This window comes from Eilatimonas milleporae (assembly GCF_003688555.1).
Taxonomy (GTDB): domain Bacteria; phylum Pseudomonadota; class Alphaproteobacteria; order Sphingomonadales; family Kordiimonadaceae; genus Eilatimonas; species Eilatimonas milleporae.
On the sequence record NZ_REFR01000011.1, the window covers coordinates 301732 to 316276 of the forward strand.

Consider the following 14545-nt stretch of genomic DNA (forward strand, 5'->3'; position numbering starts at 1 on the left):
ACCGGCGCGGCGACCCTATAAAGCGAGGATAAAACATGACCAGCGATTTCACATTCAGAGGCACGGTCGTGCGTGCGGCGGCGGCTGCCATCGGTGGCCTGGTGGCCCTTGTCTGGCTGGGCTTTACCGCCCAGGCCGGGGCTCAGGATCAGGATCCGCAGGGGCCGCCCCCGGCCATTGTCGAAGTCGCGGAGGCGTCCGACGAAATGATGGCCCCGCAGGTTTTCATGCCCGGCACCGTTGTCAGCCGGAACGACAGCCGCATTGCCTCTGAAATCAGTGGCCGCGTCATCTGGGTGGCGGATGAAGGCGCGCGTGTTGCCGAGGGCGATGTCATCGCCGAAATCGACGATCGCAACCTGCGTCTCGCGGTGGCGCGCGGTGCTGCCCAGATCAAACGGCTGGAGGCCCGCATCACCTATCTGCGCTCGGACCTGAAGCGCGTGCAGGAACTGGCCGAGACCAATCACACCCCCATCAGCCGCGCGGAAGAGGCTGAAAGCACGCTGGCCATGACCGAACAGGAACTGGCAGAGGCCCGTATCTCGCTCGAGCAGGCCGAGATTGACATGAAGCGGACCAGGGTGCGCGCGCCTTTTCCCGGACGCGTGGTTGCCCGGCTGGCCCAGATTGGCGAGTATTCGACCCCTGGCCGTGAAATCGTGCGTCTTGTCGATACCGAGCATCTGGAAGTGCGCGCGCAGGCACCCGTCGCGCTGTCCGCGGTCCTGACCGACGGTCTGGGTGTGACCCTGCGGCGCGGCAACAACAGTGTCGACAGCCGTATCCGCGCGCTGATCCCGGTCGGCGATGAACAGTCCCGCAGTATGGAAATCCGTGTCGATGTGCCTGCTGCCGGTGATGCGATGCGCCCGGGCGGCATTTATGTGGTCGGGGCGGCCGTGCAGGTCGGGCTGCCGTCCAGTGTGCCGGAGAAGGTCGTGGCCGTTCCGCGCGATGCCCTTGTGCTGCGCTCCGAAGGCACTTACGTTTACCGCATTAATGAAGACAATATGGCGGAACGCCTGCTGGTGCGCCCGGGTGCCGCCAAGGGCGGGCGCGTTGCCGTCGCCGGGGGCGTGGAAAGCGGTGACCGTGTGGTCATTCGCGGTGGCGAGCGGCTGCGTCCCGGTCAGCCGGTAACGCTGAGGGAGATTGCCAATGGCCGTTAGGCAAATACCCGTCATGATAACCGGCTGTTGAGGAAACGCGAAAACAGGTCGTCAATGAGAACACGGCCCCGATTGTTCAAATATGCAGAAAGACCAATCCGATAACAGCCCCGGCGATGATGACGGCGCTGCCCGTGCCGATACGTCCGGCGGGGATGGCGGCGCCGTCAACAAGACCGGCAATACGGATGAGAGCGGTCAGGCGTTGTCCGCGTGGGACAGGCTGTCGCGGCTGTCCGCCAATCTGCCGGCTGAACCTTTGTCTGAGCCGCCTTTGGGTGCGCAACCCGTCGATAGCCCCCTGTCCGAGGACCCTTCGTCCGCCGACGTCCGGCGTAATACGCGCACAAGGCCGTTACCGCCGCCCGCGCGGCGCCGCCGTACCGTGCGTGCGTCCGCCGCCGGGGATGAAGCCGTGCAGATTGACAGGCGCAAGACGGGCCTGTCTTCCGGTATAATGGCGGGCGTTCTTTTCGCGGAACGGGACCGTATTTTCTGGACATTTCAAGCCGTTGGCTGGCTGGGATACGGTTTCGTCCGGGCGTTCCATGGTATGACCATCGGTATTCCCGTCAGCGAATATTACCCCATTATCATCGCGGCAACCTTTATCGGCGTCGTCATGTCCACCGGTATGCGTTATGTCTACCGTCTGGCGCGCGGCTTCCCGCCGCAACTGACCTTTGTCGTGGCCGTTCTGGTCTCCGGCGGGCTTGGACTGATGTTTTCTTCGATCGAGACGGCGCTGGCGCCCTATATATTGTCAAACACGCCGCGACCGGTCGGTCTGGCGCGGTTCGGCAATGCCATGTTCGAAGCGACGGTGCTGTTTGCCTGGACCGCGATTTATTTCGGATATCATTATTATCAGTCTTTCCGGGAACAACAGGAACAGGCACTTAAAGCCACGGCCATGGCGCATCAGGCACAGCTTAAAATGCTGCGCTATCAGCTCAATCCGCATTTTCTGTTCAATACGCTGAATGCCATTTCGACGCTGGTCCTGGAAAAGGCCGAGGACGAGGCCAACAAGATGCTGACGAAACTGTCCAGCTTTTTGCGGTATACCCTCGTCAACCAGCCAACGCAGAAAGTCACGCTTGAACAGGAACTCTACGCTCTTGGCCTGTATCTCGATATCGAGAAGGTCCGGTTCGCCGACCGGCTGCAAATTGTCTATGACGTGGACGAGGATGCAAGCGGTGCCATGATCCCCAGCCTGATTCTCCAGCCCCTGATCGAAAACGCCATCAAATATGCCATTGCCCCGTCGGTGGATGGCGGGACGCTGACGATCTGCGCGAAAATCAGCGAAGGCCGTCTATGCATGGCGCTTAAGGATGATGGTCCCGGTCTGGACGATCCCGAAAATATAAAAAGTAAATCCGGGTCGGGCGTGGGACTTGCCAACACCAAGGACCGGCTGGCACAAATTTACGGTGCCGACCATTCGCTCAGGCTGGAAAATCTGGAACCGAGCGGACTGGGCGTCTTTATGGAAATCCCGTGCGAGCGGGAGCGGCTGATCCGGCGGGCCACATCGTAAGGCTCAGATCCGGTGACGCGGGACGGGTTCGCGGCCCTGTAAAATGATCGACCTGTGAAATGATCGATCTGGCAAGCCCATTTGAAAGAGGCGGGGACAAAATGAACAACAGCCGGACAATCCGCACCCTTCTGGTGGATGATGAACCCTTGGCCATCCGGGGCCTGAAAATCCGGCTGGAGGCATTTGACGATATCGAGATCGTTGGAAGCAGTGCCAACGGACGCGACGCTGTCAAGGCGATCAAGGATCTGCGGCCCGATCTGGTTTTTCTCGATATTCAGATGCCCGGATTCGACGGTTTTGCCGTCATCCGGTCCCTGATCGGAGAAACTGACATTCCGCTTGTTATCTTTGTCACGGCCTATGACCAGTATGCGCTGGAAGCGTTCGAAGCGCACGCCCTTGATTATCTGCTGAAACCTGTGGAACCGGAACGCCTGGCCGAGGCCGTGCACCGTGTGCGCGAGCGTCTGGCGACACGTGTGGCCGTGGAACAGAATGCCAAACTGGTCCGGATGATCGAGGGCATGGAAGGCACAGAGAAAGACGTACTGACGGCCATTCTGGACCAGAAGTCAGCCCCGGCGGACGATACCCGGTTCGATCCGCAACTGCGGATCAAGGACCGCGGCCATATCACCATCGTCAATGTGGCCGATATAGATTATATCGATGCGGCGGGTGACTATATGTGCATCCATGTTGATGACAAGACCCACATCCTGCGCGAGACCATGAAAACGATGGAGCGCCGTCTGGACCCAAGGGTGTTCCAGCGCATCCACCGGTCCACCATTGTCAATCTGGACAAGGTGCAGGAGGTCCGCCCCCATGCCAATGGTGAATGTTTCCTGCGGCTCAGTTCTGGCAAGGAACTGAAAGTCAGCCGGTCGCACAAGGATGTGGTCGGGCGTTTCCTGTAAACCGGCGGCCCTTGCCGTCGCATGAGCCGTTCTGCCGGTTCAATCTCCTGAACCCGTTTAAGCCTGTGGCGGCGGTTCAAAGCGAGGGTATGTTTTCCTGTAACCGTCCGCCGATGCGCACGGGGGCGATCCGCTTCGCCAGGCCGGTTTTATCGTCCGTTTCGACAAAGACGCCGCAGACGGTGGCCGGTCCCATGGCCGGCGTGTAGCGTTCCTTGTTCATACGGGTCAGAAAACGGTTGATGGGTTCTTCCTTTTCCATGCCGATGACCGAATTATAATCCCCGCACATGCCGGCATCCGTCTGATAGGCCGTGCCGCCGGGCAGAATTTGTGCGTCCGCTGTCGGGACATGGCTGTGGGTGCCGACCACCATGCTGACCCGTCCGTCCAGATAATGCCCCATCGCCATTTTTTCCGATGTGGCCTCCCCGTGAAAATCCACCATGATGGCATCGACGGTGGCGGCCAGTTTCAGCCGGTCCAGAACGTTGTCAATGGCCCGGAACGGACATTCCAGCGGATTCATGAACACCCGGCCCATCGCGTTGATGACACCGATTTTTTTACCCCGCACCGTTGTAAAGACCGTAAAGCCGCGCCCCGGTGTGCCGTCCGGATAGTTCACGGGCCTGAGCAGGCGCTCGTCCCGGTCCATGGCCGCCATGACGTCCCGCTGATCGAAGCTGTGATTGCCGCCGGTAATCGCATCGGCGCCCGCCTGGATAAGCTGGCCGGCGATTTTATCTGTCATGCCGAAGCCGGCGGCGGAGTTTTCCGCATTCACGGCAATGAAATCCGGTTTCAGACGGTCTCTGAGGTCGGGCATATGTTCCGATATGGCCGTCCGGCCGCTGCGGCCCAGAACATCTCCGAGAAAAAGCAAGCGCATCGTCGCTCCTTACCTGTTTGCCGTCCGAAGCCTTAAATGTCCGGGTGCCGATGACCCGGCAACACCAGTCCCTCTTCCGTCAAGACGCCGTGCAGTGGAATGTCGTGCGGCTCCCGCGGCATGATATCCACCAACTGGGCGGAAAAGGCCAATCCAAAAGCCCGGACGCTGGTAAAACCGGCCAGTGTCCGGTCGTAATAGCCGCCGCCATAGCCCAGCCGGTAACAGCCCGCGTCGAACGCCAGCAGCGGTACAAACAGCATATCCGGTTCCACGGACGGTGCCTCGGCACCCGGTTGCCGGGTCCCGAAGGGACCGTCTTTCAGCGGATCGCCCAGCGCGAATACGCGAAAGATTAATGGCCCGTCCCTGTCCGTTACCACGGGCAGGGCCGCCGTCAGGCCGAGACGGTCAATCAGCGGCAGCAGAAAGCGGCTGTCCAGTTCCCCGTCAAGTGGCCAGTAGAGGCCGACGGTGCCGCCCTGTGTCAGGCTGTCCAGCAATGGGCGGGCATGACCCGAAAGCCGTTCGGCCGCATCCAGGCGGTAGCGTTCCGGCAGGGCGGCACGCAGCGCCTTTGCCTGCTTGCGCAGCGCGACCTTGGCGGTTTTCGGTGTGGCGGCCATGGTGTGCTGCGATTGTGTTGCCATGATATGCGGACGGGCCCTTTGGGCATTTGAGTGCAGTGGTTCTATCGTGCCGGACGGGTGCGGGACCGCCTCTGCCGTGACGCTGTTGTACCCTCCGGAACCTGACAAGTCAGGTGGGTGCCGTATATCCGGGACCACGATCCCGGTCAGGGACAGCTCCCTGGAGGTTGGTATAGCCCCGGGGGTTACAGATATGGACACGTACAGCGCAGTGCCCGCGAGCCTTATTTAGGACGCTTGCAGCCGTGCAGCAATCCCTTCCACGTCTGCAGCCACTTCGGTCATCAGATGGGCAAGGTCGGTTTCGCTGAAACCGCCCGGCAGACCGCCTTGTCCTTTGCCCTCCAGCGCTTCGCGCATTTCGTCGGCGATCAGGATCGCCACCATCAGCAAAAGGCGGCTTTCCGAGACTTGTCCCAGTTTGGTCGACAGCTTCGCCGCTTTGCCGTCCACATAGGCCGCAAGCTCCGACAAACGCTGTTCTTCGCCGTCCGCGCAAGCCAGGGTATAATTGCGCCCGCCCACGGTGACCGTGATCTGTGCCATGCCTAAAGCCTTTCTTCCACCAGCGGGCCGAGACGCGCGATCGCTTCATCCAGCCGGGCCTTGATTCTGTCACGCTCCGCCGTCAGGCCGGCAACGGCTGTCTCCAGTTGTTCATTTGCCGCTTTCAGGGCGGTGTTGTCATCGGCAAGGGCACTGTTGGCCGCCGACTCGGCCGCCGCCGCGCTGTCGCTATCGGCGGCATCGCGCGCTTCAAGTTCGGCTTCCAGCGCCTGATATTGCCGCCTTAACAGATCGTGGCTGTGGCTGAGTGCCTGTTTTTCCGCTTCCACGGCATCCAGCCGTTCTTTCAGACTGGCGCGTTCCTCTTTCAGCCGCGTCCGATCCTGTGCCAGTTTTTCAGCATTCTGGGCGGCCTGTTGCAGCGCGCTTCCCAGCCGGTGTCTCGCTGTTTCCAGATCGGGCGCTTCAGATGTTTGCGACATAGCCGTATCGATCCTGTTTCCGCCGGTTCTCCGTACCCGGCGTGTCCTCATGCGAACCATAGGGCCGGGGGGCGGACAGCGTCAATGCGGCTTCACGCTTTCCCGCCGCACCGGCCGTGGCGATGCCTTTCATGACACAGTTGTTGACTGTGGGGAGCAAGCTCGCCATTTTGTCCGCACTTTTTCTAGGGGGTGCGAGTCTCCCCGTACCATATCCGGGGTCCTGACCATAATGGATACAGGCCGGTTTTCCGGCCGGCGGCATATCTGCCGGTTCCGTATACGGATATGGGTCCATGTAGAGGATTGCCATGGCCGATATTGCTGAACCCGTCTCGCCTGCTCAACAGGATGACGAGCAACACGCCCGAATGGCCGGCGCGATCCGCGCCCTGTCGATGGATGCGGTGCAAAAGGCCAATTCCGGCCACCCCGGCATGCCCATGGGGATGGCCGATGTGGCGACGGTTCTGTTTCGTCGTTTTTTACGGTTCGATCCGAAAACGCCGGACTGGCCCAACCGGGACCGCTTCGTGCTGTCCGCCGGGCATGGTTCCATGCTGCTCTACAGCCTGTTGTATCTGACCGGCTATGAGCGGCCCACCCTGGACGACATCCGCAATTTCCGCCAGTTGCACAGCCCGACGGCGGGACACCCCGAGTTCGGGGAAGCGCCGGGTATCGAGACAACGACCGGGCCCCTGGGCCAGGGCTTGGCCATGGCCGTCGGCATGGCGATTGCCGAAAAGAAGGCACGCAGCGAGTTCGGCGCCGATGTGATCGACCATGACATTTATGTACTGGCGGGGGACGGTTGCCTGATGGAAGGCGTCAGCCACGAGGCGATCACGCTGGCCGGTCATCTGAAGCTGAACAAACTGATCGTGCTGTGGGACGACAACAGCATTTCCATTGACGGGGCGACCGACCTTGCCACGTCCGACGATGTGCGCGGCCGTTTCGAGGCCGCCGGATGGGATGTCATGGCCGTCGACGGCCATGACGGTGAGGCGGTCGAAGCCGCCATCGCCGAGGCGCGGGCAAGCGACCGTCCGGCCATGGTGGCCTGCCGCACGACCATCGGATACGGTGCGCCCAACAAGGGCGGTACGGCCGCCGCCCATGGGTCTCCGCTTGGTGACGATGAAATCGCACTGGCGCGCAAGGCAATCGACTGGCCGCACCCGCCTTTTGAGGTGCCGGACGGAATTATGGAGTTGTGGCATGCCACAGGTGCGAAAGGCGCGGCCTTAAGCGCTGAGTGGCGCACCCGCTTCGACGGGCTGAACGGTGCTGTGAAAGCGGACTTTTCACGCCGCCTGACCGGTGCATTGCCGGACACAATGGGCGCGGCCATGGCCGCGCACTGCGCCAAGCTGGCGGCCGAACCGCAAAAGGTCGCCACCCGCAAGGCCAGCCAACTGGCGCTGGAGGTCATCAACGCCCATGTGCCGGAGACCATCGGCGGTTCCGCCGACCTGACCGGCTCCAACAACACCAGGACTGGCGACATGGGTGTCATCACCCCGGACGACTTTGCGGGCCGCTATCTGCATTACGGTGTGCGCGAGTTTGGCATGGCGGCGGCCATGAACGGGATGGCGCTGAACGGTTTGTACATTCCGTACGGCGGCACTTTTCTGGTCTTTACCGATTATGCGCGGCCCGCCATCCGCCTGTCCGCGCTGATGAAACAGCGTGCCGTTTATGTCATGACCCATGACAGCATCGGACTGGGTGAGGACGGGCCGACCCACCAGCCGGTGGAGCATCTGGCCAGTCTGCGGGCCATGCCCAATGTCCTGGTCATGCGGCCGGCCGATCCGGTGGAAACCGCCGAGTGCTGGCAGATCGCGCTTGAGCGGACGGACGGCCCCAGCATTCTGGCGTTGAGCCGCCAGGCCGTTGCGCAGCAACGGCTTGTCGAGGCGGACGGCAACCTGAGCGCCAGGGGCGGCTACATTCTGGCCGAGGCAACCGGCGGCACGCCGAAGGCGGTGTTGGTCGCCACCGGTACCGAGGTTGAGATCGCGGCCGAGGCCCGCCGCACACTGGAAGAGGCGGGTGTGCCCACACGTGTTGTTTCCATGCCGTGCTGGGAACTGTTCGACGTGCAGGACGGCGCATACCGCGCCCATGTGTTGCCGGCGGGCGTTCTGAAAGCCTCGATTGAGGCGGCGACCACTTTCGGTTGGGAGCGCTATGTGGGTCCGGATGGTATCAGCCTTGGCGTTGACAGTTTCGGTGCCTCGGCTCCGGCGGCGGATCTGTATGACCATTTCGGCCTGACGGCGGAAGCGCTGAGCCTCGCGGTGCGCAGCGCCCTGAATGCGTGATGGCGAAGTGCCTGAATATGGCCTTGAACGTCTGATTTGAATTGACTGTCCGAACCGGGGCCGGCCCGTGCCGCCATCCGGTTCACAAGACCCAGGGAAGGAACGGCGGATGACTGTACGGGTAGCGATTAACGGATTTGGCCGCATCGGGCGCAATGTTTTGCGCGCCATTTATGAAAGTGGGCGCAGCGATGTCTCGGTCGCCGCGATCAACGATCTCGGTGATGCGGAGATGAATGCCTATCTCCTGAAGCGTGACAGCGTGCACGGTCCCTTCCCCGGCGAGGTCAGTGTTGAGGATGGTGCCATTGTGGTCAATGGCGACCGTATTCACGTAACGGCCGAGCGGGATCCCGCCGCGCTGCCGTGGGGCGAAAACGGTGTTGATGTGGCAATGGAGTGCACCGGCATTTTCACCGCCCGCGACAAGGCGTCCGCCCATCTGGAAGCTGGCGCGAAAAAAGTGCTGATTTCCGCACCCGGCGCGAATGCGGACAAAACCATCGTCTACGGCGTTAACCATGACACGTTGACGGCAGACGATACCGTCGTTTCCAATGCGTCCTGCACCACCAACTGCCTCGCCCCGGTGGCGAAGGTCCTGCATGACACGGTGGGTATTGAAAGCGGGTATATGACGACCGTTCATGCTTATACGGGCGATCAGCCGGTGCTCGACACGTTGCATAAGGACCCGCGTCGGGCCCGTGCGGCGGCACTGTCCATGATCCCGACATCGACCGGGGCGGCCAAGGCCGTCGGCCTCGTACTGCCGGATCTGGCCGGCAAGCTGGACGGTTCGGCCATCCGTGTGCCGACGCCGAATGTATCCATGGTGGATCTGAAATTCATCGCCGCACGCGAGACCACGGCGGATGAGATCAATGCCGCGATCCGGGCGGCGGCGGACGGCCCGATGAAGGGTGTCCTCGGTTACGAGGATATGCCGGCTGTTTCCATCGACTTTAATCACAACCCGAACAGCTCCACCTTCGACATGAGCCAGACCAAGGTGATCGACGGACGCCTTGTGCGGATTTTGAGTTGGTATGACAATGAATGGGGTTTCTCCAACCGCATGTCGGATACGGCGGTGGTGCTGGCAAACGCCGGATAGGAAAAACCGGACGATAGTGTGATGAGGCGGCCCCCGGCCGCCTCATTTGTACATTTGTACCTTACAGCGGTGGAAAGACTTCGATCATGGCCTTTCAGACACTTGCAGACCTTGGGGATTTGACCGGCAGGCGCGCGGTGATCCGCGTGGATTTGAACGTGCCGATGGCGGATGGCCGTGTGACGGACGATACCCGCCTGCGCGCCGTCAGGCCCACGGTGGATGCGGTCCTGGCCGCAGGCGGCCGGGCCGTGCTGCTCGCCCATTTCGGTCGCCCGAAGGGCAAGGTGGTGCCTGAGATGTCGCTTGCCCCCGTGGTGCCCGCGCTTGCTGCTGTTTTGGACCGCGATGTGGCCTTCGCCACCTTTGATGATGCCCTGCCGGATCTGGATGTGGTGGTGATGGAAAACACCCGCTTCTTTCCGGGCGAGGAGACGAATGACACCGATCTTGCCAAACGCTTCGCTGCGCTCGGCGATGTATATGTGAACGACGCTTTTTCCTGCGCCCACAGGGCGCATGCGTCCACCGAGGGCATCGCCCGGCTTCTGCCCGCGGCGGCCGGTGTGACAATGGCCGCCGAGCTTGCCGCGCTGGAAGCCGCCCTGGGCACACCGGAACGGCCCGTGGGCGCGGTGGTCGGCGGGGCGAAGGTATCCACCAAGCTGGCGGTGCTCGAACATCTGGTGGAAAAGGTTGATCACCTGATTATCGGCGGTGGTATGGCCAATACTTTCCTGTATGCCCAGGGCCGTGATGTGGGGGCGTCCCTGTGTGAAAAGGATATGGCGGATACGGCGCGCACCATTCTGACAAAGGCGCAGGCGACCGGGTGTACGGTACATTTGCCGCAGGATGTGGTGGCCGCCAGTGCCTTTGCCGAGGGCGCACCGCATCGTGTCACCGGTCTCGGGGATGTGGGGGCGGAGGAACTGATCCTCGATGCCGGGCCGGAGACGGCAGAACATCTGAAGCGGGTGATTGCCGCCTGCCGTACGCTGGTGTGGAACGGGCCGCTCGGCGCTTTTGAATTGAAGCCCTTTGATGCCGCCACGGTGGCACTGGCACGCGAGGCCGCCGCGCTGACCATATCAGGCGCGCTTGTCAGTGTGGCTGGCGGTGGCGATACGGTGGCGGCGCTGGCCGCCGCCGGTGTACGCGACGCCTTCAGCCATATTTCAACGGCGGGTGGGGCGTTTCTGGAATGGATGGAAGGCCGGACCCTGCCGGGTGTGGCGGCGCTGGAACACCAAGCGGATGAAAGCAGCGTGGCATAATATTGCGCATGTTGCCTGACGGATCAGATTGTGTATATGGGGCGCAGTGACCTTCACGGCGCGGAAGACAAGAACGGGGATATGCCATGCGTGTAACGAAAACGGTTAAGAAAATTCTGGATAATTACGGTGCCGACACGCCGGGCACGAAGGCCAATCTGGCGCGCATCCTGTGCACCGGTAAACTGGCGGGTACGGGCAAGATGGTCATCCTGCCGGTGGACCAGGGCTTTGAACATGGACCTGCGCGTTCCTTCGCGCCCAATCCGGATGCCTACGACCCGCACTATCACATCCAACTTGCCATAGACGCCGGTCTGAATGCCTATGCCACAACGCTCGGCATGCTGGAAGCGGTGGCCGATGACTATCCGGGCGAGATCCCGCTCATCCTGAAAATCAACAGTTCCAACAGCTGGGCGACGTCGAAAGATCAGTCGATCAATGCCAGTGTGGATGATGCCGTGCGTCTCGGCTGTGCCGCCGTGGGCTTCACCATTTACCCCTGTGCCGACCATGCGTTCGAGATGTATGAAGAATTTCAGATGATCGCCGAGGAAGCCAAGGCCAAGGGGCTGGCCGTGGTGCTGTGGTCCTACGCGCGTGGCGGCAAGCTGACGAAAGAGGGCGAGACCGCCATCGACGTCAGCGCCTATGCGGCGCATACGGCGGCCAGTCTCGGCGCGCACATCATCAAGGTAAAGCTGGCAAGTGACCATCTGGAGCAGCCGGAAGCCAAAAAGGTCTACGAGGCCGAGGGCATCGATATTTCCACGCAGGCCGCGCGGGTGCGCCATGTGATGCAGTCGTCTTATAACGGTCGTCGGCTGGTCGTTTTCTCCGGTGGGGCGAAGAAGGGGGCCGACAGTGTCTATGACGACGCCCGCGCCATCCGTGACGGTGGCGGCAACGGCTCGATCATCGGGCGCAATACCTTCCAGCGCCCGCGCGAAGACGCCATCGCCATGCTGAACCAGATTGTCGACATTTATAAAGGCAAGGCCTGAGGCCGATGGCGGCCGGCGGCGATATGGAGGATGGGAATGGTGGCACTGAACAGCGCTGCCGCCTGTATCTGATCACACCGGCCCGCATCGACGATCTGGATGCTTTTGCCCGCGACCTGGACAGTGCCCTTGCCGCGGGTGACGTGGCCTGTCTGCAATTGCGCCTGAAGGATGTGGGCGATGACGTTATCCGTACAGCGGCACGGCGGCTGATGCCTGTCGCCCATGCTCACGGCGTTGCGTTTCTGATCAATGACCGGGCCGACCTCGCTGTCGAGCTGGATGCGGACGGTGTACATCTGGGCCAGGGTGACGGCAGTGTGGCCGAAGCACGGTCCCTGCTTGGGCATGGCAAGGATATCGGCGTGACCTGTCATGACAGCCTGCACCTGGCCTATGAAGCGGGTGAGGGCGGTGCCGATTATGTCGCCTTTGGCGCGTTTTTCCCGACGCAGACGAAAGAAACGCAGCATACCCCGGATGCGGATATCCTGACCGTCTGGGATGAGGTGACGGAACTTCCCTCGGTCGCCATTGGGGGCATCACCCCTGAAAACTGCAAAACCCTTGCAGCGGCCGGGGCACATTTCGTTGCGGTGTCCGGCGCTGTCTGGTCCGATCCCCGAGGGCCGGCAATGGCGGTGAAAGCCTTTAACGCGGCGCTGGCGGCGGACTGAGGGTAATCCTGTCAGCCGGTTTTACTTTTCTCCGCCTTTTCCGTCTTTTCCCGGGCCAGCAGGACCTTCTTGCGCTGGCGGCCCCAGCGATAGCCGCTGATGCTGCCGTCCGACCGGACAATACGGTGGCACGGAATGGCGACGGCATGGGCATTGGCCGCGCAGGCACCGGCCACCGCGCGCACCGCTTTTGGCCTGCCCACCGCCTTGGCAAGCTGGCTGTAGGTTCGGGTTTCGCCTGCCGGTATGTCCTGCAGGGCCTGCCACACCCTGCGCTGAAAAACCGTACCCTGAATATCCAGGGGCAGGCTATGGCCGCGTTCGGGTGTTTCAATCAGGCCGGCGACATCATGCAGAAGGTCGCCGAAACCGGTGTCGTCGCCGACAATTTCGGCATGGGGGAAACGGTCATGCAGGGCTTTGACAACGGCCTCGGTGCTGTCGCCCAGTTCAATGGCCGCAACACCCTGCCGGGAGCGTGCTACAAGCACTACGCCAAGCGCACAGGGGGCCACCGCATATGCCAGGCGCACACCGGCACCGCCGCGCCTGACCGCCGAGGGTGCCATGCCGATACGGTTGACAACGCGGTCATAGGCGCGGCCCGTGGAGCCAAAACCGGCATCATAGACCGCATCCGTCACCCGCTCCGTCTGTTGCAGCGTTTCGGCAAAGCGACGGTCTCTGCGCGCCTGCAGATAGGTTTTCGGGGTGATGCCGGTCACGGCACGGAAGGTGCGCTGAAAATGGCCGATGCTCATGCCGGCCTGCTCCGCCAGATCGGCCACACTGGGAAGCGGATCGCTGCGGTCGATATGGGTACAGATGTCGGCGATCAGGTCGGACTGAAGCGCTTTCGGCGTCAGCGAGGCGGGGTGACAGCGTTTGCAAGGCCTGAAGCCTGCGGCTTCCGCCGCGTCAGCCGTCCTGAAATATACTACATTTTCACGTTTCGGTGTCCGTGCCGGGCAGCCGGGGCGACAATAGATGCCCGTACTGGTCACGGCGAAAACGAACTGGCCGTCGGCGCTGTGATCCCGGCGGGTGACGGCCTGCCAGCGTGCCTCGTCGGTTTTGAAAGTTTGCATCATGATGTCGTCCGCTGCTTGAAGTATAGCGGTGCGGAGGCTGGTCCGGCAACGCTTTGTGCCTGTAGAAAAGCGCATCAGACCGTATCGGACACTCCGTTTTATGATTTTGAATTTTAGTGACCGTCCCGCGTGCGCCAGCCAGCCAAATATTGTGCTTTGAGTGCCTGTTGGTTAGACAGTCGGTGTGCTGGTCTCAACGCAACATAAATTCGTTCTGCTGTCGAACACCAAATGTGGTTCGACCTCGCTGGTGCATTCACTGGCGGATCATGTACAGGGTGTTTTTCATACGGACCACCGGCTGCGCCACACCAATTTCCGGGTTTACCGGTCAAAGTTCCTGCCGTTCCTGAGAGAGCAGATCGGGGACGAGGCCGATGATCTGGAAGTCCTGTGCCTGATGCGCGAACCCCTGGATTGGCTGACAAGCTGGTACCGGTTCCGCGCGCGCGCGGAACTGGCCGATCCCGGGCACCCCCGGCACGGTGAATATACCGGCGGGATGCGCTGGGCCGATTTTCTTGAAGGCTATATCGGCATACCGTTTGAACAAAGGCCGCCCTGGGCCAAAGTCGGCACGCAGGCCGATTTCATCGTCGGTGAACATGACCGTGCCGAAGGGATCACCCTGTTCCGGTATGAGGATTTCGCGGCACTGGTCGACTATCTGCAACACAAGGTCGGTGCCAAACTGGATATCCTGGAATGGAATGTTTCACCCAAAATGGATGTGGAACCCACCGGCAAGGACCATTTGGACCTGCTGTCCATCATCTTCCACAAGGATTATGACATTTACCGCCGTATCAAGCCGGGCGGTACGCGGTTCTGAATATATGAGGTGCCGCGAGAACGGCGTTGCCCG

The 14545-nt window shown here is 61.6% G+C and carries 14 protein-coding genes and 1 other RNA gene; 9 read left to right on the top strand and 6 right to left on the bottom strand.

All coding sequences use genetic code 11. The features are described 5' to 3' along the window. The first annotated feature begins 35 nt into the window (after nt 1–35). From BXY39_RS09510 to BXY39_RS09520, 3 genes are all read left to right on the top strand, one after another. On the top strand, nt 36–1172 hold the full coding sequence (locus BXY39_RS09510) for an efflux RND transporter periplasmic adaptor subunit (RefSeq protein WP_121938623.1): 1137 nt from the start codon (nt 36–38) through the stop codon (nt 1170–1172). An 82-nt stretch (nt 1173–1254) separates the two neighbouring features. Then, nucleotides 1255–2718, top strand: coding sequence for a sensor histidine kinase (locus BXY39_RS09515; RefSeq protein ID WP_121938624.1), 1464 nt, complete (start codon nt 1255–1257; stop codon nt 2716–2718). A 101-nt stretch (nt 2719–2819) separates the two neighbouring features. Then, entirely contained in the window at nt 2820–3644 is an 825-nt protein-coding gene (locus BXY39_RS09520; protein WP_121938972.1) for a LytR/AlgR family response regulator transcription factor, read from the top strand. A gap of 76 nt (nt 3645–3720) precedes the next feature. Here BXY39_RS09520 and BXY39_RS09525 read toward each other — a convergent pair whose 3' ends face one another. From BXY39_RS09525 to BXY39_RS09545, 5 genes are all read right to left on the bottom strand, one after another. Continuing rightward, complete coding sequence (locus tag BXY39_RS09525) at nt 3721–4536, bottom strand: TIGR00282 family metallophosphoesterase (RefSeq protein ID WP_121938625.1); 816 nt, start codon at nt 4534–4536, stop codon at nt 3721–3723. Between the two features lie 32 nt (nt 4537–4568). After that, nucleotides 4569–5186 (bottom strand): 5-formyltetrahydrofolate cyclo-ligase, encoded by a 618-nt coding sequence (locus BXY39_RS09530; protein ID WP_211332170.1) that lies wholly within the window; start codon nt 5184–5186, stop codon nt 4569–4571. A gap of 58 nt (nt 5187–5244) precedes the next feature. Continuing rightward, nucleotides 5245–5404, bottom strand: a non-coding RNA gene (gene ssrS, locus BXY39_RS09535) — 6S RNA. A gap of 10 nt (nt 5405–5414) precedes the next feature. Beyond that, the gene (locus tag BXY39_RS09540; protein ID WP_121938626.1) at nt 5415–5732 is read right to left on the bottom strand and encodes a cell division protein ZapA; all 318 of its coding nucleotides are present in this window, start codon (nt 5730–5732) and stop codon (nt 5415–5417) included. A 2-nt stretch (nt 5733–5734) separates the two neighbouring features. After that, the gene (locus BXY39_RS09545; protein ID WP_121938627.1) at nt 5735–6175 is read right to left on the bottom strand and encodes a hypothetical protein; all 441 of its coding nucleotides are present in this window, start codon (nt 6173–6175) and stop codon (nt 5735–5737) included. A 311-nt stretch (nt 6176–6486) separates the two neighbouring features. On the opposite strand from BXY39_RS09545, the gene tkt reads away from it, so the two are divergent. The 5 genes from tkt (at nt 6487) to thiE (ending at nt 12589) form a co-directional block, all read left to right on the top strand. Then, the gene (gene tkt, locus BXY39_RS09555; protein ID WP_121938629.1) at nt 6487–8511 is read left to right on the top strand and encodes a transketolase; all 2025 of its coding nucleotides are present in this window, start codon (nt 6487–6489) and stop codon (nt 8509–8511) included. Between the two features lie 109 nt (nt 8512–8620). Beyond that, entirely contained in the window at nt 8621–9628 is a 1008-nt protein-coding gene (gene gap, locus BXY39_RS09560; RefSeq protein WP_121938630.1) for a type I glyceraldehyde-3-phosphate dehydrogenase, read from the top strand. A gap of 86 nt (nt 9629–9714) precedes the next feature. After that, nucleotides 9715–10905, top strand: coding sequence for a phosphoglycerate kinase (locus BXY39_RS09565; protein ID WP_121938631.1), 1191 nt, complete (start codon nt 9715–9717; stop codon nt 10903–10905). 86 nt (nt 10906–10991) lie between these two features. Continuing rightward, complete coding sequence (locus tag BXY39_RS09570; protein WP_121938632.1) at nt 10992–11912, top strand: class I fructose-bisphosphate aldolase; 921 nt, start codon at nt 10992–10994, stop codon at nt 11910–11912. A 5-nt stretch (nt 11913–11917) separates the two neighbouring features. Then, a complete protein-coding gene (gene thiE / locus BXY39_RS09575; protein WP_245999030.1) occupies nt 11918–12589 on the top strand; it encodes a thiamine phosphate synthase in 672 nt (223 codons plus the stop codon). 11 nt (nt 12590–12600) lie between these two features. On the opposite strand, the gene ada is transcribed toward thiE, so the two are convergent. Then, on the bottom strand, nt 12601–13680 hold the full coding sequence (gene ada, locus BXY39_RS09580) for a bifunctional DNA-binding transcriptional regulator/O6-methylguanine-DNA methyltransferase Ada (protein WP_121938633.1): 1080 nt from the start codon (nt 13678–13680) through the stop codon (nt 12601–12603). Nucleotides 13681–13864: 184 nt separating this feature from the next. Between ada and BXY39_RS09585 the strand changes: the two genes are divergently transcribed. Beyond that, nucleotides 13865–14512 (top strand): hypothetical protein, encoded by a 648-nt coding sequence (locus tag BXY39_RS09585; RefSeq protein ID WP_121938634.1) that lies wholly within the window; start codon nt 13865–13867, stop codon nt 14510–14512. The last annotated feature ends 33 nt before the right edge of the window (nt 14513–14545 follow it).

Bases quoted from the DNA above. Each gene is read 5' to 3' on its own strand.
- BXY39_RS09510 (WP_121938623.1), top strand. From the start codon at position 36: ATGACCAGCGATTTCACATTCAGAGGCACGGTCGTGCGTGCGGCGGCG.
- BXY39_RS09515 (WP_121938624.1), top strand. From the start codon at position 1,255: ATGCAGAAAGACCAATCCGATAACAGCCCCGGCGATGATGACGGCGCT.
- BXY39_RS09520 (WP_121938972.1), top strand. From the start codon at position 2,820: ATGAACAACAGCCGGACAATCCGCACCCTTCTGGTGGATGATGAACCC.
- BXY39_RS09525 (WP_121938625.1), bottom strand. From the start codon at position 4,536: ATGCGCTTGCTTTTTCTCGGAGATGTTCTGGGCCGCAGCGGCCGGACG.
- BXY39_RS09530 (WP_211332170.1), bottom strand. From the start codon at position 5,186: ATGGCAACACAATCGCAGCACACCATGGCCGCCACACCGAAAACCGCC.
- BXY39_RS09540 (WP_121938626.1), bottom strand. From the start codon at position 5,732: ATGGCACAGATCACGGTCACCGTGGGCGGGCGCAATTATACCCTGGCT.
- BXY39_RS09545 (WP_121938627.1), bottom strand. From the start codon at position 6,175: ATGTCGCAAACATCTGAAGCGCCCGATCTGGAAACAGCGAGACACCGG.
- tkt (WP_121938629.1), top strand. From the start codon at position 6,487: ATGGCCGATATTGCTGAACCCGTCTCGCCTGCTCAACAGGATGACGAG.
- gap (WP_121938630.1), top strand. From the start codon at position 8,621: ATGACTGTACGGGTAGCGATTAACGGATTTGGCCGCATCGGGCGCAAT.
- BXY39_RS09565 (WP_121938631.1), top strand. From the start codon at position 9,715: ATGGCCTTTCAGACACTTGCAGACCTTGGGGATTTGACCGGCAGGCGC.
- BXY39_RS09570 (WP_121938632.1), top strand. From the start codon at position 10,992: ATGCGTGTAACGAAAACGGTTAAGAAAATTCTGGATAATTACGGTGCC.
- thiE (WP_245999030.1), top strand. From the start codon at position 11,918: ATGGCGGCCGGCGGCGATATGGAGGATGGGAATGGTGGCACTGAACAG.
- ada (WP_121938633.1), bottom strand. From the start codon at position 13,680: ATGATGCAAACTTTCAAAACCGACGAGGCACGCTGGCAGGCCGTCACC.